This is a genomic window from Pseudomonas sp. ok272 (genome assembly GCF_900109995.1).
Taxonomy (GTDB): domain Bacteria; phylum Pseudomonadota; class Gammaproteobacteria; order Pseudomonadales; family Pseudomonadaceae; genus Aquipseudomonas.
This window is the reverse complement of sequence record NZ_FOCB01000003.1, coordinates 243,303-260,456: the sequence shown is the minus strand read 5'-3', so window position 1 is coordinate 260,456 and position 17,154 is coordinate 243,303. Positions and strand designations below refer to the sequence as shown.

14 protein-coding genes are annotated in these 17,154 nt (G+C 61.5%); 9 read left to right on the top strand and 5 right to left on the bottom strand.

What is annotated here, in order from left to right:
* Position 1 precedes the first annotated feature (1 nt).
* Both BMW74_RS06795 and BMW74_RS06790 read right to left on the bottom strand, forming a co-directional pair.
* Positions 2–973 (bottom strand): GDP-mannose 4,6-dehydratase, encoded by a 972-nt coding sequence (locus tag BMW74_RS06795; RefSeq protein ID WP_093415482.1) that lies wholly within the window; start codon positions 971–973, stop codon positions 2–4.
* Positions 970–1,884, bottom strand: coding sequence for a GDP-mannose 4,6-dehydratase (locus tag BMW74_RS06790; RefSeq protein ID WP_093415479.1), 915 nt, complete (start codon positions 1,882–1,884; stop codon positions 970–972). Before BMW74_RS06790 ends, BMW74_RS06795 begins: the two co-directional genes overlap by 4 nt.
* Before the next feature lie 431 nt (positions 1,885–2,315).
* On the opposite strand from BMW74_RS06790, the gene BMW74_RS06785 reads away from it, so the two are divergent.
* The 8 genes from BMW74_RS06785 to cfaB all read left to right on the top strand — a co-directional run bounded on the left by BMW74_RS06785 (position 2,316) and on the right by cfaB (position 12,964).
* Entirely contained in the window at positions 2,316–3,890 is a 1,575-nt protein-coding gene (locus BMW74_RS06785) for a glycosyltransferase (RefSeq protein WP_093415476.1), read from the top strand.
* Complete coding sequence (locus BMW74_RS06780; protein ID WP_093415473.1) at positions 3,884–5,188, top strand: glycosyltransferase; 1,305 nt, start codon at positions 3,884–3,886, stop codon at positions 5,186–5,188. Before BMW74_RS06785 ends, BMW74_RS06780 begins: the two co-directional genes overlap by 7 nt.
* On the top strand, positions 5,185–6,078 hold the full coding sequence (locus BMW74_RS06775; RefSeq protein WP_093415470.1) for a class I SAM-dependent methyltransferase: 894 nt from the start codon (positions 5,185–5,187) through the stop codon (positions 6,076–6,078). The genes BMW74_RS06780 and BMW74_RS06775 overlap by 4 nt, the downstream gene beginning before the upstream one ends.
* Positions 6,072–6,908 carry a class I SAM-dependent methyltransferase gene (locus BMW74_RS06770; RefSeq protein WP_093415467.1) on the top strand — a complete coding sequence of 279 codons (837 nt, stop codon included), beginning with the start codon at positions 6,072–6,074 and terminating at the stop codon, positions 6,906–6,908. The genes BMW74_RS06775 and BMW74_RS06770 overlap by 7 nt, the downstream gene beginning before the upstream one ends.
* A 53-nt stretch (positions 6,909–6,961) precedes the next feature.
* Positions 6,962–8,170 (top strand): acyltransferase family protein, encoded by a 1,209-nt coding sequence (locus BMW74_RS06765; RefSeq protein ID WP_093415464.1) that lies wholly within the window; start codon positions 6,962–6,964, stop codon positions 8,168–8,170.
* Between the two features lie 74 nt (positions 8,171–8,244).
* Complete coding sequence (locus BMW74_RS06760) at positions 8,245–9,447, top strand: DUF3142 domain-containing protein (RefSeq protein ID WP_093415461.1); 1,203 nt, start codon at positions 8,245–8,247, stop codon at positions 9,445–9,447.
* Entirely contained in the window at positions 9,434–11,590 is a 2,157-nt protein-coding gene (locus BMW74_RS06755) for a hypothetical protein (protein WP_093415458.1), read from the top strand. Before BMW74_RS06760 ends, BMW74_RS06755 begins: the two co-directional genes overlap by 14 nt.
* Positions 11,591–11,779: 189 nt before the next feature.
* On the top strand, positions 11,780–12,964 hold the full coding sequence (gene cfaB / locus BMW74_RS06750) for a C17 cyclopropane fatty acid synthase CfaB (protein WP_093415456.1): 1,185 nt from the start codon (positions 11,780–11,782) through the stop codon (positions 12,962–12,964).
* Here the strand turns inward: cfaB and cls are convergent.
* Positions 12,961–14,400, bottom strand: coding sequence for a cardiolipin synthase (cls, locus tag BMW74_RS06745; RefSeq protein ID WP_093415453.1), 1,440 nt, complete (start codon positions 14,398–14,400; stop codon positions 12,961–12,963). The genes cfaB and cls overlap by 4 nt on opposite strands.
* 131 nt (positions 14,401–14,531) lie before the next feature.
* Between cls and BMW74_RS06740 the strand changes: the two genes are divergently transcribed.
* On the top strand, positions 14,532–15,053 hold the full coding sequence (locus BMW74_RS06740; protein WP_093415450.1) for a DUF3617 domain-containing protein: 522 nt from the start codon (positions 14,532–14,534) through the stop codon (positions 15,051–15,053).
* 9 nt (positions 15,054–15,062) lie between these two features.
* On the opposite strand, the gene BMW74_RS06735 is transcribed toward BMW74_RS06740, so the two are convergent.
* Entirely contained in the window at positions 15,063–15,929 is an 867-nt protein-coding gene (locus tag BMW74_RS06735; protein WP_093415447.1) for a His/Gly/Thr/Pro-type tRNA ligase C-terminal domain-containing protein, read from the bottom strand.
* A 180-nt stretch (positions 15,930–16,109) separates the two neighbouring features.
* Positions 16,110–17,006: a GTP cyclohydrolase FolE2 gene (gene folE2 / locus BMW74_RS06730; RefSeq protein ID WP_093415444.1), complete on the bottom strand. Its 897-nt coding sequence runs from the start codon at positions 17,004–17,006 to the stop codon at positions 16,110–16,112.
* Positions 17,007–17,154 lie beyond the last annotated feature (148 nt).

The window sequence follows — 17,154 nt, the reverse complement described above, 5'->3', positions numbered from 1 at the left end:
CCTACTCCTTGGCGACGCGTTTCATGTCCGCATCCATCATCATGCGGATCAGGGTCTGTAGATCGGTCTTGGGCTGCCAACCCAGCAGGCGCTTGGCCTTGGCGGGGTTGCCCAGCAGTACGTCGACTTCGGCCGGCCGCAGGAATGCCGGGTCGATCTTCACGAAGTCGCGGTAGTTGAGGCCAACATGGTCAAAGGCGATCTGGCACATCTCACGCACCGTGGTGGTGACGCCGGTGGCGATCACAAAATCGTCAGCCTTGTCCTGTTGCAGCATCAGCCACATGGCTTCGACGTAGTCACCGGCAAAGCCCCAGTCACGCTTGGCGTCGATGTTGCCCAGGCGCAGCTCGTGCTGCTTGCCCAGCTTGATACGGGCGGCGGCGTCGGTGACCTTGCGGGTGACGAACTCGATCCCGCGCAGGGGGGATTCGTGGTTGAACAGGATGCCGCTTGAGGCATGCAGGTTAAAACTCTCGCGGTAGTTCACGGTGATCCAGTGGCCATACAACTTGGCCACACCGTAGGGGCTGCGCGGGTAGAACGGGGTGCTTTCGTCCTGCTGCGCGGCCTGGATCAGGCCAAACATCTCGCTGGTGGACGCCTGGTAGAAACGGGTGTGCGGGCTGAACTGGCGGATCGCTTCGAGCACGTGGGTCACGCCCAGTCCATCGACGATCCCCGTGGTGACGGGTTGATCCCAGGAGGCAGCGACAAAACTTTGTGCCGCCAGGTTGTAGACCTCATCGGGGGCGGACTTGATCACCGCGCGCTGCACGGAGCAGGCGTCGGCCATGTCGCCATCGAGGTAGCGAATCTCGCCCTCGATGCCCAGTTCCCGCAGGCGCCAGCGCGAATCGCTGCTGCGCCGGGCGACCAGGCCTGAAACCTGATAGCCCTTGTCGAGCAGGAGTTTGGCGAGGTAGGCGCCGTCTTGTCCGGTGATCCCGGTGATCAGTGCACTTTTGCTCATGCTTGTCGTACCCGTGACGCCCAGTCGGACAGGATCGCCCGCAGGGATTGTTGTGTAGTGAGTGCCGGCGCCCATCCGGTGGCCGCGTGCAGCTTGGCGTGGCTGCCGCAGACGCGACGCTGTTCTGCGCGACGCAGGCGCGCAGGGTCTTGGATCAGTTGCAGGTCGACCTGGGCCAGGTCCGCCAATTGTTCGATCAGGCTGCGGATGCTCTGCTCGACGCCGGAGCAGATGTTGTAGACCTGTCCAGGCGCGCCATGCGCCAACAGCGCGAGGTAGGCCGAGACGACATCGCTGACATCGAGGAAGTCCCGCGTCACGTCGATATCGCCCACCGCCAACTCGGGTGCTTGCAGGCCTTGCTGGATCCGGCAGATCTGTTGGGCGGCGCTGGCGATGACGAAGCTGTCCGCTTGCCCGGTGCCAATGTGGTTGAAGGGGCGGGCGACGATCACCGGCCAGCCCTCGGTCATGCCCCATTGCAGCACCAGGTATTCGGCCGACAGTTTACTCACCGCATACGGGTTGCGCGGGCAGGGCGGCTGTTGTTCGTCGATGGGCAGGCAACTTTCGTCGACCTGGCCGTAGACATCGCCCGAGCTGACATACAGGAAGGTACCGCAAAAGCCTCGGGCCTTGAGGGCTTGCAGCAGGTTCAGGGTGCCCAGCAGGTTGACTTCAAGGGTGGCGGCCGGATCGCGAAAGGCTTCGGGTACGAACGTCTGGCCCGCCAGGTGGATGACGGCGTCCGGCAACTCTGGCCAGACACCGTCGAGGCTGTTGCGATCGCACAGGTCATAGCGCGCTGTAGAACAGGACAATTCCCACGCGGAGTCCGCAGTATTCAGGCGCGATTGGATGTGATGCCCTACGAAGCCGCTTAGACCCGTAACGAACAGTCGCTTGCTCAAGCAGCCTTCCCCCTCTCTCAGCAAACTTCGCCACCCCCAGTATTTACTGCTTGATCCCGGAAAACTCAGGCGGTTTTCTCGGCGATATCAGGGGTGAAAAGTTTTTGTTGTAGTTGTTTGGACGTCAATCTGTGCCAATTGCGCGGTAATTTCAACAGGTCCGAACGTGACTGGTCAGTTCTCATCTGCGCGGCCGGACTTATTCTCGCCAGCCGTTCGCGAATCCCCAAAAGATGTGTTTAGAATGCCCCTCAGCACGATGACCCAGCAGGGCGCATGGCGATCATTTGGCCACGCCGGGCTGACTACAAAAACAAGAACGTAGACGGGTGTACAGCAGTTGGACGGCCACCGTAGTTGCAAGGGGCTGCGTCGCTGGACCGTCATAAAAATGAGGCTGCCGCAGCCGGTGGCTTCAACAGTGGGATGCCATGAACTTCATTCTTTATTCGGATGTGAATGACCGCTCGATCTGCCAGAGCCTAGGCCGTCCCGAATACAGCTATTATTTCGTTCTCAAGGCCTATCGTCCGCTATTCGAAAGCCTGGGCCGAGTACATGTGGTGGCCTCCATCGCCGAGGTCGACCCGCTTTATCAACAACTGCTCGCTAGCGGCGAGAACAGCCTGTTCGTCTCCTTCACCCCCCTGCAGAAAACCCCGCGAGACATCGCGTGCCCGACGATTTGCGTGGTCGCCTGGGAGTTCGATTCCATCCCCGACGAGCAGTGGGACAACGACCCGCGGCAGGACTGGACGCAAGTACTGGCCGGACAGGGGCGTGTCATCACGCTCTCCAGTCATACCGCGCATGCGATCCGCCGGGCCATGGGCGAAGACTTCCCGGTGCTGGTCTTGCCCACGCCGCTGTGGGAAAGCTTTGCAACCCTACGTAACGAATACATCAGTCGGCCAATCAATCCGGGCTCGGTGTTGGAGATCAAAGGCTGCATTCTCGATACCCGCGTGCTCGGCTTGTCCGCCGATGCGTTGATCGCGCCCCCTGCGCCGACCTTGACGGCCGAGCAATTGGCCGAAATCGAAGCCTCGCGTCCGCCGCCCTTGACGTTGAAACGGCGCTTCGTGATTGCCAAGCATTATTTGAGAATGTGGGCGCTGGACTTGGGCAAGACGCAAGCCGAACCGGTGAGCCGCACACACTTCTTGAAACAGTGGTACCAGGAGGGGGTTTGCGACCTGTTCTCTGAAGCCGCCCAGTCCCGGCTTGCCAAGCTGCTGCCATCGATTGCCGGCAGACCACCGGTTGAATCCCACGCGCCGCCGGCGAGAATTTACCCGGATATCACGGCACGGGTCGAAACCCAGGTGGACGGCGTGGTGTATGCCAGCGTGTTCAACCCCAAGGATGGACGCAAGAACTGGCACCAGTTGATCACGGCATTTTGCTGGGCATTCCGGGATACCGCGGACGCCACCTTGGTGCTGAAGATTACCCACAACGACCTGTCGTCCTACTACGACGACATGATGACGGTGTTGGCGCAGTTGTCCCCGTTTGCCTGTCGGGTGGTGGTGATGCATGGCTATCTGGACGATCCTCAGTATGCGCGGCTCTATGCTGCCGCCAGCTTTTACGTCAACGCCTCACGCTGCGAAGGTCTGTGCTTGCCGTTGATGGAGTTCATGGCGTGTGGCAAACCGGTGATCGCCCCGGCCCACACGGCCATGCAAGACTATATCGATGAGCAGGTGGCGTTCGTGGTTGCGGCCAGCGAAGAGCTGACCATCTGGCCCCAGGACACCCGCATTCTCTACCGCACCCTGCGTCACCGACCGGATTGGGGCTCGCTGAAAATGGCGTACCTGGACAGCTATGCCATGGCCAAGGAGCGTACGCAGGATTACCAGCGTATGTCCCAGGCATCTATTGAGCGGATGCATGAGTACTGCGCGTTCCCCTTGCTGCAACAGCGTGCGGCGGATTTTTTCGAGCAGCCGGTCCAGGTGCCTCAGGCAACGACCGCGAGGGATAACGCCTCATGCTGATCATCATTCATTCGGAAACCAACCAACACACCATCGTCGGTAACCTTGGGCGCTCGGAGTACAGCTACTACTTCGTGCTCAAGGAGTACCGGCCGGTGCTGGAACGATTGGGGCGAGTGGTGGAGGTTCGCGACCCTCAGGCTGAGGTCGACGTGTTGTACCGCGACTGCCAGGCCCGTGGGGAAGACTGTGTGTTCCTCTCGTTCTCGCCGCCTCATCGCACGCAAGCAGCACTCGCCTGCCCGACGCTTCCAGTCTTTGCGTGGGAGTTCAGCACCATCCCCAACGAGCCGTTTGCCGGAGATCCGCGCAACGACTGGCGTACGGTGTTACGCACAGCGGGTGCGGCGATTACCCATTCCAGCTACACCGTCAATGCCGTGCGCGAGGCCATGGGCAGCGATTACCCGATCGTGGCGGTGCCCGCACCGGTGTGGGACCGGTTTGCTGCCCGTGGCGCGCAGCTGGGGTGCCAACCGATGGCCGACAACATCCGATTGACCCTCAAGGGGGTGCTGGCTGACAGCCGTCAGCTCGACCTGCAGCCTTACGGTCCGGAGCAATTGCGCAGTGGTGAACCTCTCGATTTCCAGGCAATGGCCAGTGCCCACGAACTGGTCCTCAGCGGTGTGATCTACACCTCGGTGTTCAACCCCAGCGATGGACGCAAGAACTGGGAGGACATGATCAGTGCATTTTGCGTGACCTTTCGTGAGTCAGAGGACGCGACGCTGGTGCTCAAGCTGACTCACCACGATGCAGAAGAGGCGATGTCCGACATCCTGCATCACCTGTATAAAAACCAAACGTTCCGCTGCCGTATCGTGCTGATTTATGGCTATCTTGCGGACGCGGACTACGAGCGTTTGGTACAGGCCACCAGTTATGTGGTGAACACGTCCTACGGCGAAGGCCAGTGCCTGCCTTTGATGGAGTTCATGTCCTGCGGCAAACCGGCAGTGGCCCCACGGACCACGGCGATGATCGACTACCTGGACGCCGACAACGGGTTCCTGGTCGAGACCAGCGATGAGCTGACCGCCTGGCCCCACGATCCGCGTCGGGCTTACCGTACGCTGCGCTACATCACCAACTGGACGTCCTTGTGCAAGGCTTACCGGACCAGCTATGACGTCGCCCAGAACAACCCCGAGCGCTATGCGCAGATGTCCGGCCACGCGGTGGCCAGCCTGGAGGCTTTTTGTAGCCAGGCGATTGCCGAGCAACGCCTGGGGGGCTTTTTTGCGCAGCTGTTCGAGCGCCCGGCGCCCTGTGCGGCACAGGTGCCCAGCCCATGATCCGCTCAGTGCTGCGACGTTTGTTTCCCGTGCCAAGCCCGCCGCCGTCGCCGGTCATGGCCAGTTCGGTGTCACCGGCAGATGTCGGGTTACACGATGCCGTGCTCGACGGTTGGTTCAATGGCAGCACCGGCGAGTTGCTCAAGGGCTTTGCCATCACCGCCCAAGACACACTGCTAGATGTTGGCTGCGGCGAGGGGGTGGCAACGCTGTTTGCGGTGCGCCAGGGCGCCTCGGTGATCTTCACTGACAGTGAGCCGGACAAAGTGCATCATTTGGATCGTCAGGTGAAGGCCCAAGCCCTGGCGCCTTCCCTGGGGGTGGTCAGCAATAGTCTGCCGTTGCCGTTGGCCGACGCCTGCGCCAGTAAAGTGGTGTGCATGGAAGTACTGGAGCATGTGGACACCCCTGAACAGTTCATGGCCGAGCTCGTCCGTATGGGGCGCCCCGGCGCCCAGTATTTGCTGAGCGTGCCCGCCCCGGTGGGTGAACATCTGCAGCAGGGCATCGCCCCCGCAGGCTATTTTCAGGCACCCAACCATGTGCAGGTATTTAGCCATGAGCGATTTGTCGCACTGGTCGAAGACGCCGGCTTGATCATCGAGCATCGCCAGGCCACGGGCTTTTTCTGGGTCATGGGCATGATTTTTTTCTGGGCGAGCGAACGAGCGGCCGGACGTGATTTGGGCGGTGCTGTGCGTGATCGTATCCAGGCGCCGTACCCACCGCTGATGACAAGTTGGGCACGCACCTGGCAGGACCTGCTAGCACAGCCCGATGGGCTGGCGATCAAGCAGTTGCTGGACCAGTTGATGCCCAAGAGCCAAGTGATTATTGCCCGAAAACCTCACACAGGCAGCGTTCCCTGCCTTGGAGCCACCTCATGCTGAGCCTTCTGAAAAAACTAGCGGCAGGCAAAGAGCCCGCTCCAATGTCGGCGGTTGCCGAACCCACGGCCCCCACGGTCGATTCCTTTCAGTTGGGCCTGGAAGACGCGGTGCTCAGTGGCTGGTTCAACCAGCAAACTGACGAGTTGTATACCGGGTTCAAAATTTCTGCGCAGGACACGGTGCTGGACGTCGGCTGTGGGGATGGCGGCAATGTGCATTTCTGTGGAATGAGAGGCGCGAAAGTCATCTGCGCCGACATCGATGCGGCCAAGGTTGCCGCCACCGCCGAGCGTCTCAAGGATACCCCGGCACGTGACGTCGAATGCCATGTCACCGACTGCAACCCGCTGCCACTGCCTGACGCCATTGCCACGCGCATCGTGTCCACTGAAGTGATCGAGCACGTGGACGATCCGGCGCAGTTTCTCGCGGAGCTGGTGCGGGTCGGCCAACCGGGCGCCTTGTACTTGCTGAGTGTTCCCCACCCCAGTTCTGAAAACCTGCAGCAGGGTATCGCTGCCGAGCAGTACTTCCAGAAGCCCAATCACATCCGTGTCATCAGTGAAGATCAGTTCAAGCAGATGGTTGCCGATGCCGGTCTGGAGGTCATCAGTCACAGCCAGTTCGGATTCTACTGGTCAATGTGGATGCTGTTGTTCTGGGAGGCCAAGGTCGATCTCAATGACGCCAATCATCCGCTGCTCAATCATTGGGCCCAAATGTGGCGGTTGATCCTCGACACCCCGCGAGGTCCGCAACTCAAGCAGGCGCTGGATGCACTCGTGGCGAAGAGTCAGGTGATCATTGCGCGCAAGCCGTTGACGGTATAGCGCCGGGAAACCAGAGAGCGGGATCAACAACAATAATGAGCAAAGAGCGTTCGATGAGTAACAAGAAAAACCTGGAGATCGAGTACCTGCGCGGCATGGCGATCGGCCTGACCATCATTGGACACTCGATGATGTTGCTGCCGTTCTACAAGGATTTCTTTGCCCGCCTGTTCAACCTCTATGCCATGGGCACGGGGGTGGATTTATTCTTCTGCATCTCGGGCTTCGTGGTCAGCAAGGCTTACCTGGATTACTTCGACAAACACCGGCAGCAGGGAAGTTATGGTCTAGCGACCTATACCTTCTGGTTGCGCCGTGCGTATCGGTTGCTGCCCACGGCTTGGCTATGGGTACTGATTCCGCTGCTCTTTTCAATCTTCTATAACCAATCCAATGCGTTTGATAGCTGGTTCAACAACCTTCGCAGCTTCACGGCTATTGCGACGTTTAGCGGCAACCTGGCCAATCAGTATGGTGTGATACTCGGTCCCAACTCCGTCTACTGGAGCCTGGCGCTGGAGGAGCAGTTCTACTTCGTTTTTCCTCTGTTCCTGTTGCTGATCACCGCACCGCGTTGGCGGGTCATCGCATTGCTGCTGTTGATTGCCGCGCAGTTCGGCCTCGATCGCAACATGTTTGCCCCGGCCCCAGCGGCGATGCTGTTCTCATTCCGGCTGGACGCCATGATGTGGGGCATTTTGCTGTGCATGTTCACCCGCACCGACCTCTACAAGCAGATGGAGCCGACAGTCTTGCGCAGCAGTCCCCTCAAGCGCCTGGGGATCACGGTGTTCTTGCTGTACATGCTGGGAGCCGTGGGGGCCCAAATGAGCGCAACCCCGATTGCCTACGGCCTGATCGCAATCGTCTCGGTCATCTTTGTCTGGCTGGCCAGCTACCAGAAGGGCTACATATTCAGCCCTTTGCCGCTGTCTCTGATCCTGGAGTGGCTAGGTTCGCGCTCGTATGCGCTCTACGTGATCCATATGTTCGCCTTCCACCTGAGCACCGAAATATGGTCGCGGGTGGCCACGGAGCAAGGGCTTACCCTGGCCCAGGGTTTCACCACCGAGCTAATACTGACATCGGCGGTCATCCTGCTGGTCTGTGCCGAGTTGAACTACCGCTTCATCGAAACGCCGTTGCGCCGCCGAGGGGCGGACATTGCCCGGCGCAAGCTGGCGCATCTGGATGCCGTGCCAGTGCCACCACCGTCTCGTGGGACAGGTGCTGGTATCCTTTCTGGCGCAGAGAAGGGGTAAGGTGGGCGCTGTTCCAAGCCCACCCCCTGAAAGGCCCTTGGTGTATCAAGGGCTGAACTGCGCCACAGGTTTTTATGTCCGCGATCGCTCTGCTACGCAGCACATTACTACTCGTCATGGCCCTGCTACTCGGCTGCCAGCCACCTGACGCACCCCCCCTCGATCAACAACTCTACATCTGGCAACGGCAATGGACCGGCGCCCATGAACAGGCGCTGGCACAATCGCGCGCGGACTTTTCGACCTTGCGGGTGCTGGCTTTGCAGCGTTTTCCACAGGCCGGCTGGCGTCGTGCGCAGATCAATCCCGGGCTGTTGAAAGACGACGGTCGCCCCCTGATCGTCGTGGTGCGCCTTGACGGTCAACTCGCGGGCCTCGATCCCGGCGACGTGCAGGCGCAGATCCAGCAGATGATTGTCGATTGGCAGGCCCAGGGGTTGACCCTGGCCGGGGTCGAGATCGACCACGATGCGGCAACGGCGCGCTTGCCGGCGTACCGCGAGTTGCTGGTGGGCCTGCGCCAGGCGTTGCCGGCTGCCCTGAAACTGAGCATCACGGCGCTGCCGGCCTGGCTCGCCAGCCCTGAACTGCCGGCGTTGCTGGCGGCGGTCGATAGCAGCGTGTTGCAGGTGCATGCGGTCAGCCGCCCGGAACGGGGGTTGTTCGATCCGGTCCAGGCCCGGCAATGGGCCGAGCGCTGGAGCCGGATCAGCAACCGGCCGTTCTACCTGGCACTGCCGGCGTATGGCATTGCCTTGTTGCCGGGAGATGGCGGGGCGCCGCAGGTGGAAAGCGAAGTGCCTATCGAGCGCCGTGGTGTGCGTCGCGAGCTGATGGCCGACCCGCAGCAACTGGCGACCCTGGCCAGCCAGTTACGCGCCGATCCACCGGCGCACCTGGCCGGGTTGATCTGGTTCCGCCTGCCGCTCAAGGGCGATCGCCGCGCCTGGAGCCTCGCGACACTGCAGGCGGTGGCGCGGGGAGAGAAACTGCAGACGCAGTTGACGCTGAACCTTTCCAGCCACGAGGGTCTGTACGACATCGCCGTGAGCAATACCGGCAATCTCGACGGCCCGTTGCCCGCGCGCGTGGGCCTGGCGGCCAGCGGGTGCGACGGGTTTGATGGACTCAACGGCTACACCGTGCAGCGAACAGCCGCCGGACAACTGATGTTTACCCGTCTCAAGGACGCTCGACTGCCCGCGGGAAGCCAACGCTCCCTGGGGTGGGCGCGCTGTACACATATCGATCAAGGAGCCTCACATGTATCCCCGTAACCGGCCACAGCATTGGCTTGCCCTCAGCCTGTGCCTGCCGCTGGGCACTGCCATGGCCTGTGGCCCCGACTTTCCACTGCGCTTGCTCGACGACCGGGCGCAGAACCTGAGCGAGCTGCCCGAGGGCAGTTTCCAGTTCGAGGTCAGCCGTCTCGGCCGTGCCATCGCAGGCCTCAAGCCGGCCACTGGAGTGGCTTTCGATACCGACTACAGCCGTGATGAAGATCCCCACGTGCAGGCGCGCAATGCCGCTGAACAGCAGGGCTTGAGTGAAGCGCAACGCACCCGGGTGGCGTACTTGCGCACGCTGCAGAACCCGCAACAGGTGCTGGCGGAAGGGGCTGACCTGCCGCCGGAGCTGCGCCTGTACACCGCCGGCGCGGTGGCGTTTAACATCGGGCAAAGTGACGTCGCGGCGCTGCTCTTTCGCCAAGTCCTGGCGCTGCCGGCTGAGCAGCGTGCGTTGCGCAGCACCTGGGCGGCGTACTCGCTGGGGCGGACCTTGTCGGCGATCAGCGAGCACGCCACTGCCCTCGATGCGGCAGGACGCCAGGAGGTTGTGCAACACGCGCGTCAGGCCTATCGGCAGGCGCGTCAACTGAGCATCGAAGGCTTCAGCGACCCGCAGGAACTGGGTATCGCCAGCCTCGGCGAAGAGGCGCGGCTGGCGCGGCAGGCCGGGGACTGGAACAGCGCCATCGAACTTTACGCGAGCCAGAACCTGCAAGGCTCGCCCGTGGGTTACAGCTCGCTCAAGCAGTTGATGAATGAGCTCGGCGCGCTGCCGGATGATCAATTGAACGAGGTGCTCAAGGGCCAGGCGGTGCAGCAATTGGTCACGGCTGCGCTGATCAGTCATGTCGGCTGGTCGTTCGGCGAACAACCGCCGCTTGAGCAAAAAATCATCAAGGCCCTGTTGCAGAACACCGCCGGCAGCCTGGATAACGCCGATCGCCTGGCCGCGTTGAACTATCAGGTCGGTGACTACGCCACCACCAAGACCTTGCTTGAACACGCCGGCGATGGCGGCCTGGCGTGGTGGTTGCGGGCCAAGATGGCCGTGCGCGAGGGTGACAAGGTGGCAGCGACGAGCGCGTACGCCAAAGCGGCCAAGTCCTTTCCACAGGACGAAACCTGGGGCTATCGCATGACCGCCAGTGGCGACTATGAAACCCTCAAGCCCGGTTGCCGGGTCGAAGGCGAAAGTGCCTTGCTGGCGTTAGAACGCGGTGACTACCTGCAAGCCTTCGAGCAACTCTATCGCAGCCAGGACCTGTATTGGCTGGATGCCGCCGTGGTGGCGGAGCGGGTGCTGACGGTCGATGAGCTCAAGCAGTTCGTCGACAGCCGGGTGCCGGCCCCCGCGGCGCTGACCCAGCAGGAGCGCGACAACTACGTGCCGCTGCCGGTCGCGGCACGCCTGCGCGACCTGTTGGGCCGACGCCTGCTGCGCGAAGGACGCTACGACGAGGCGCCGGCCTACTTCGACAATCCGCAACTGCAAGGACTGGCCACGGAATATGGCCGCCTGCGCCAGGCCGCGGATTCGGGCTGGTGGCCATCGCGCCGTGCGGCGAACTACTTCAACGCCGGCTGGTTGGCGCGGTCCAAGGGCATGGAGTTGCTGGGCTACGAAATGGACCCGGACTACGCCACCTTCGACGGCGGCTACAGCCTTGAGGCGCCCGCCGTGGTCGTTGCGCCGCTGATCTCGGCGGGGGAAGTGCAACGCCAGCAGGCCAGCGCGGCCCAACCGAATGAGCGGTTCCACTATCGGTATGTGGCCACTGGCCTGGCCAGCCGGGCGGCGGACTTGCTGCCCCACAGCAGCCAGGCCTTTGCGGCCGTGTTGTGCGCGGCGGCAGGGTGGGGCACCGGCGTAGAGGAGCAGCGAGCCCTCTATCAACGCTACGTCAAGGAAGGTCCGTACGTGGATTGGGCGGTGAACTTCGGGCATCAATGCCCTTATCCGGACTTTCAGAGTGCCGACAAACGCTACGTGACTCAGGCGGTGGAGCCACTGCGCACGGCGTTGCGGCCCTATAAAACATGGCTGCAAATGGGCACCGTGGTCGGGTTTACCGCGCTGGCGCTGTGGCTGATCAACCGCCACAAACGCCGGGCAGGTCGCAACCATGCGTGAGGTTCCACGTGGAACACATTCACTCAGCCGCCATAGATTCAGGTCGCGCGAGACCTGGGCACACCGGCTCAAACTGCCGGGCTAGAGCGGGTGCGCGTTGTATCGAAAAAGGCTATCAATTCGATAGCCTGCTAATTGGTCACGATGGTCTACCCTCAGTTCAGACGTCTGAAACAAGAGGGTCTGTTCATGCTCGCGCAACTGCCACCGGCCTTACAGAATCTGCACCTACCGCTTCGCTTGCGACTCTGGGACGGCCATGAATTTAATCTGGGGCCGGCTCCCAGTGTCACGATTGTGGTCAAGGATCCGAAACTGGTATCCCAATTCACTCACCCAAGTCTTGATGTGCTGGGCGCGGCCTTTGTCGAGGGCAAGCTCGAACTCGAAGGCTCGATCAGCGATGTGATCCGGGTGTGTGACGAGTGGAGCCAGGCCTTGCTGGGTGAGGATGAAAGCAACCAGCCGGTGCGTGCGGTCCATGACAAGGCCACCGATGCCGCGGCCATTTCCTATCACTACGACCTGTCCAACGCGTTCTATCAGCTGTGGCTCGACAGCGACATGGCGTACTCGTGCGCCTACTTCGAAACCGGCAGCGAATCCCTGGAGCAGGCCCAGCAAGCGAAGTTTCGCCACTTGTGTCGCAAGCTGCGGCTGCAACCCGGCGAGTACCTGCTGGATGTCGGGTGTGGCTGGGGAGGGCTGGCACGTTTTGCCGCACGCGAGTTCGGGGTGAAGGTGTTTGGCATCACCCTGAGCAAGGAACAGTTGGCGCTGGCACGGCAACGGGTACTCGATGAGGGGTTGCAGGACATGGTCGAGTTGCAGTTGCTCGACTATCGCGACCTGCCGCAGGACGGTCGCTTCGACAAGGTGGTGAGCGTTGGCATGTTCGAGCACGTCGGGCACGCCAACCTTGCGCAGTACTGCAAGACCTTGCATGGCGCGGTGCGTGAGGGTGGCCTGGTGATGAACCATGGCATCACCGCCAAGCACACGGACGGTCGACCGGTGGGACGCGGGGCGGGGGACTTCATCGAGAAGTACGTGTTCCCCAATGGTGAGCTCCCTCATGTGTCGATGATTGCGGCACAGATCAGTGAGGCGGGGCTGGAGATTGTCGACGTCGAAAGCCTGCGCCTGCATTACGCCCGCACCCTGGACCACTGGAGCGAGCGACTGGAGGACAATCTGGATGCTGCCGCCAAGGAGGTGCCGGAGCAGGCGTTGCGGATCTGGCGCCTGTACCTGGCCGGCTGTGCCTACGCGTTCGCCCGCGGCTGGATCAACCTGCACCAGATCCTCGCGGTCAAGGCCCACGCCGACGGCAGCCATGAACTGCCGTGGACCCGAGACGATATCTACGCCTAGAGGATGGGCGAGATCAGCCGCGCGACCCGCATGCCAAGCTGTTGCAGGCGGTGGGTCTTGCGGCCCGCGTCCTTGCCGATCTCCAGGGCGTGGGCGAAGTCATCATTGAGCATGTGCTCGACCTCGCTGGCAAAGACCTGGTCGACGGTCAGCAGCATCACTTCGAAGTTGAGCCGGAACGAACGGTTGTCCAGGTTGGCGCTGCCAATCGCGCTGATTTCGCGATCGATCAGCACCACTTTCTGATGCAGGAAGCCCGGCTGGTAGCGGAACACCCGCACGCCTGCGCGCACCGCCTCAAAGGCATAGAGGCTGGAGGCCGCATAGACGATCCGGTGATCAGGGCGCGAGGGCAGCAGGATCCGTACATCGACACCGCGTAGCACCGCCAGGCGCAGCGCAGCGAAAACCGCCTCGTCGGGAATGAAGTACGGGCTGGTCAGCCAGACACGCTCGGTCGCGGCATGGATGGCCTCGACAAAGAACAGCGAGCAGGTTTCGTAAGGGTCGGCCGGGCCGCTGGCGAGCAGTTGGCACAGCACGCCATCCTCGGGGAAGCGCTGCGGCAGGATCAGCGGAGGCAGTTTGCGTGAGGCCCAGAACCAGTCTTCGGCGAATGACTCCTGCATGCAGGCCACCACCGGGCCGTTGACGGCGACATGGGTGTCGCGCCAGGGAGAGAGCGGCGGCTTTTCACCCATGTACTCATCGCCGACATTGTGCCCGCCGACAAAGCCCAATGCGCCATCGACCACCACGACCTTGCGGTGGTTGCGGAAGTTCACCTGGAACCGGTTCAGCCAGCCGCCACGGGTGGCGAAGGCTTCGACCTGCACCCCGGCGTCGCGCAATGCCTGCACGTAGCTGTGGGGCAGGGAGTGGCTACCGATCTGGTCGTACAGCAAATAGACGGCGACGCCTTCTGCGGACTTTTCCATCAACAGTTGCTGAAGACGCCGGCCCAACTGGTCGTCATGCACGATGAAGAACTGGACCAGCACGGCCTGGCGGGCGCCCCGAATCGCCTCGAAGATCGCCTCGAATGTCATCTGGCCGTTGACCAGCAGGCGCACCCGGTTGTTCGCCAGGCACGGCATGCGCCCCAGTTTCGGCATGGCGCGCAATGAGGCATAGGCACGGGAAGCGCGAGCGGTCAGCGCTTCCTCGATCCACGGGCGCCAGTTCAGGTCGGCGATCGCCTTGTGCATTTCTTCGTTGGCCTGTCGGCGGGCCTTGATGTAGGCATCGAAGGTGCTACGGCCGAAGACCAGATAGGGGATGAGTGTCAGGTAGGGCACGAATATCAGCGACAGGGCCCAGGCGATGGCGCCTTGCGCGGTCCTGACGGTGAGTACGGCGTGGATCGCAGCCATCGTGCCCAAGGAGTGGATGAGCGTGATGAGGTACACAAAGAGGTGAGGTCCAAAAAAATCCATAGGGCCGCCTTGCTCCTGAAAGTTCAGTGCCTAACAGACCATGTTCCATGGTGAATGTCGCTATTTAATTCGCCATGCAACCGAAGTAGATTGGCGACGTCTAACGGCCACTACTATCCAGGAGCTACACAATGAACGTACGCCTGTTGAGCTTGGCCATGGTCGCTGGCTTGTCACTGCCGATGGTTGCCCAGGCGCAGATGCTGCAACCGGGTTTGTGGGAGCTGACGTCCAGCAACATGAAGGTCGATAACCAGAACCTGCCGGACTTGCAATTGATTCTGGGGCAGTTGGGCAGTCAACTGACACCGGCGCAAAAGGCCGCCCTGGAGAAGCAGGGCATCACGCTGGGCGGCAAGGGGATTCGCGCGTGCCTGACCCCGGCGCAGGTGCAGAGCGACACCATTCCGCTGCAGGACCCACAGTCAGGTTGCCAGCAACAGATCACCGAGCGAAACGGCAACCAGTGGAAGTTCCGCTTCAGTTGCCCGAAGGCACAAGGCACTGGGGTGGCGAATTTCCTCAGCGATCGTGAGTTCAGAACCACGGTCAATGGCACGTTCAACGCCACCGGCATTCAGCAGGCGGGCAGCATGGAGACGCGCGCCGTGTGGCTGGGTCAGGACTGCGGAACCGTCAAGCCCCGCGCTTGAGGAGGGCGGCTACAGGCGTTCGCTGCGCAACAGCTCGCACACACCTTCGACAGGTAGCCGGCCCAGGTTCTCCCCAGCCCCAGTGCGCACGCTGACAAAGTTGCCGTCCAGTTCCTTGTCGCCAATCACCACCAGGTAGGGCACGCCCTGCTGGTGGTGATGGCGCAGCTTGTTGGCGATCTTCTCGTTGCGCAGGTCCGAGCGTGCGCTCAAGCCGCTCCGGCGCAGGGTCTCGGTGACCGATTGCGCGTAGTCCGCCTGGCGCTCATTGATGTTGATCACGACCACCTGTTGCGGTGCGCGCCAGCTATCGAGCTCTTGCTGGTTTGGCCAGCACACACCGTAGATCCGCTGCCGCGTGGTCCCGACCAAGTGCTCCAGGCTGAATGCCTGTATCACATGGGTCGATGGTACATGGGGGCCCTCGCCGAGCGCTTCCACATCCTCCAATTGATAGCAGGGCACCAGGTAGGCCATCGAATGGTTGGCCGCCGCCAATGCCTGCATTCGGGTTTCGATCAGCGGCAAGTCTTCAGGCTGCAACGGCGGTTCGTGGCTCAGTTCGCAATAGAAGCCGTCACCGACCACGGCGCCACCGATGATGGTTGCCTCGCTGAAGCGTTGCTTGATGGCCATTGCCAGCAACAAGGCACAGGAGCGACGCAGGATTTCCAGGCCTTGGGGTTCACGGGCCGTGAGGATGCTCACACGTGAGTCCTGGCGGATGACAAACCCGCACTCCACCAGCATGCCGTTCACCCTGCCCGCGACTGCCGCCTTGGCCAGGCCCAGGCTGATACTGGCCGCCACTTCAAAGACCGAGAGCGGTTGGTCGTACTCGCGCCGTGTGCCGTCAGGCAGGGTGATGTGAATCATCGTCGGTGATCCTGAAGGTTTCGCGCAAAGCGGGATTTAACCTTTTAACCATAAAAGCAAACCCTGACCTGCGTCATTAAGAGCTCCGACATGGGGGCGTTTTACCGAAAAAAATACTGCTCTGGTCAGTTGAAGCACCGAGCGTCAGGCGCATCAACACCAAGCTGTGGCAGGCAACGATCATGCGGCGCCCCAGTTCCAGCGACTGATGGCGACCGCATCATGGGCGTGCAGGCTCTCGGCGTGAACCACACGCACCTCAAAGGCGTCGATGCCCTCGGTGCGTTTGAGCGCGAGGTTCAGGCGGCGGGCGGCGTCTTCGCAAAACATCAGGTTCTGACCATTGGCCAGGGCGAAAGCTTGTTCGTCTGCGCGCTTCACGGCGGTTTGCACGGCGGTGCCGAGTGCCGCTTCGGCGTCGTTGATCGTGGCGATCAGGGGGAAGTTATCCAGATCGTTGACCAGCCGCACGTGCAACTGCGCGTAACTGCGCTGGCTATGAGGGGTCGCGACGATGCCGTTTGCGGAGCCGAGCCAGGCCAGGACGTCGGCATGCTGCAAGGGCTGGTTGGCAAAATCATCGATGAACTGCTGTTGAATCAGTTGCCTGGAAAGGGCCGCCGAGCAGGGGCATGTGGATGAGTAGGCCACTTCAGTTTTGAGTTCCACGTGGAACACTTCATTTTCCAGGCGCGCTTCAAAACAGGTTGTGTAGCTTTTCCAGCCGCTCAATGGGCTGATCATTGCTGGGCGTTTGAGCAACATGTCGGCGTGAATACGTAGGTAGGCCGCGTGGGATAAACCGTCGTGACTATCGAGGAAGGTTTGCAGCACGCGTCGCAGAAGCGTTGGGGTGAGGGGTTCGCGCTCAAGCATTTGCAGGGCGAGATACAGCCGCGACATATGTATGCCCCGAGCGTCGCCATCATCAAGACTGACGCCCGCATCGGCCTTGGCGCTGATGCGCTGGCCGTCAAATAACACGGGAAGAGCGATGTCGCACATGCCCACCCAATCGAGCGGCAAGGCTTGGGGTGAAGTCTGCGCAGCGATATCGGGCAATGTCAGCGCGTGCATGGGGCGGTCCACCGTGGGCAATTCAACGTCAGTAATAGGGTAAGCATTCATGTTCTTGAGCGGCGTTGTTCATGCACCGATGGCAATGACTCAACCGCGGTCGTGGGGAGTAAGAGGGTGGCTTAATCATGTTGTTATACTATAACAT

Excerpts from the sequence above, each read along its gene's own strand:
- BMW74_RS06795 (WP_093415482.1), bottom strand. The coding sequence starts at position 973 with ATGAGCAAAAGTGCACTGATCACCGGGATCACCGGACAAGACGGCGCC.
- BMW74_RS06785 (WP_093415476.1), top strand. The coding sequence starts at position 2,316 with ATGAACTTCATTCTTTATTCGGATGTGAATGACCGCTCGATCTGCCAG.
- BMW74_RS06780 (WP_093415473.1), top strand. The coding sequence starts at position 3,884 with ATGCTGATCATCATTCATTCGGAAACCAACCAACACACCATCGTCGGT.
- BMW74_RS06775 (WP_093415470.1), top strand. The coding sequence starts at position 5,185 with ATGATCCGCTCAGTGCTGCGACGTTTGTTTCCCGTGCCAAGCCCGCCG.
- BMW74_RS06770 (WP_093415467.1), top strand. The coding sequence starts at position 6,072 with ATGCTGAGCCTTCTGAAAAAACTAGCGGCAGGCAAAGAGCCCGCTCCA.
- BMW74_RS06765 (WP_093415464.1), top strand. The coding sequence starts at position 6,962 with ATGAGTAACAAGAAAAACCTGGAGATCGAGTACCTGCGCGGCATGGCG.
- BMW74_RS06760 (WP_093415461.1), top strand. The coding sequence starts at position 8,245 with ATGTCCGCGATCGCTCTGCTACGCAGCACATTACTACTCGTCATGGCC.
- BMW74_RS06755 (WP_093415458.1), top strand. The coding sequence starts at position 9,434 with ATGTATCCCCGTAACCGGCCACAGCATTGGCTTGCCCTCAGCCTGTGC.
- cfaB (WP_093415456.1), top strand. The coding sequence starts at position 11,780 with ATGCTCGCGCAACTGCCACCGGCCTTACAGAATCTGCACCTACCGCTT.
- cls (WP_093415453.1), bottom strand. The coding sequence starts at position 14,400 with ATGGATTTTTTTGGACCTCACCTCTTTGTGTACCTCATCACGCTCATC.
- BMW74_RS06740 (WP_093415450.1), top strand. The coding sequence starts at position 14,532 with ATGAACGTACGCCTGTTGAGCTTGGCCATGGTCGCTGGCTTGTCACTG.
- BMW74_RS06735 (WP_093415447.1), bottom strand. The coding sequence starts at position 15,929 with ATGATTCACATCACCCTGCCTGACGGCACACGGCGCGAGTACGACCAA.
- folE2 (WP_093415444.1), bottom strand. The coding sequence starts at position 17,006 with ATGCACGCGCTGACATTGCCCGATATCGCTGCGCAGACTTCACCCCAA.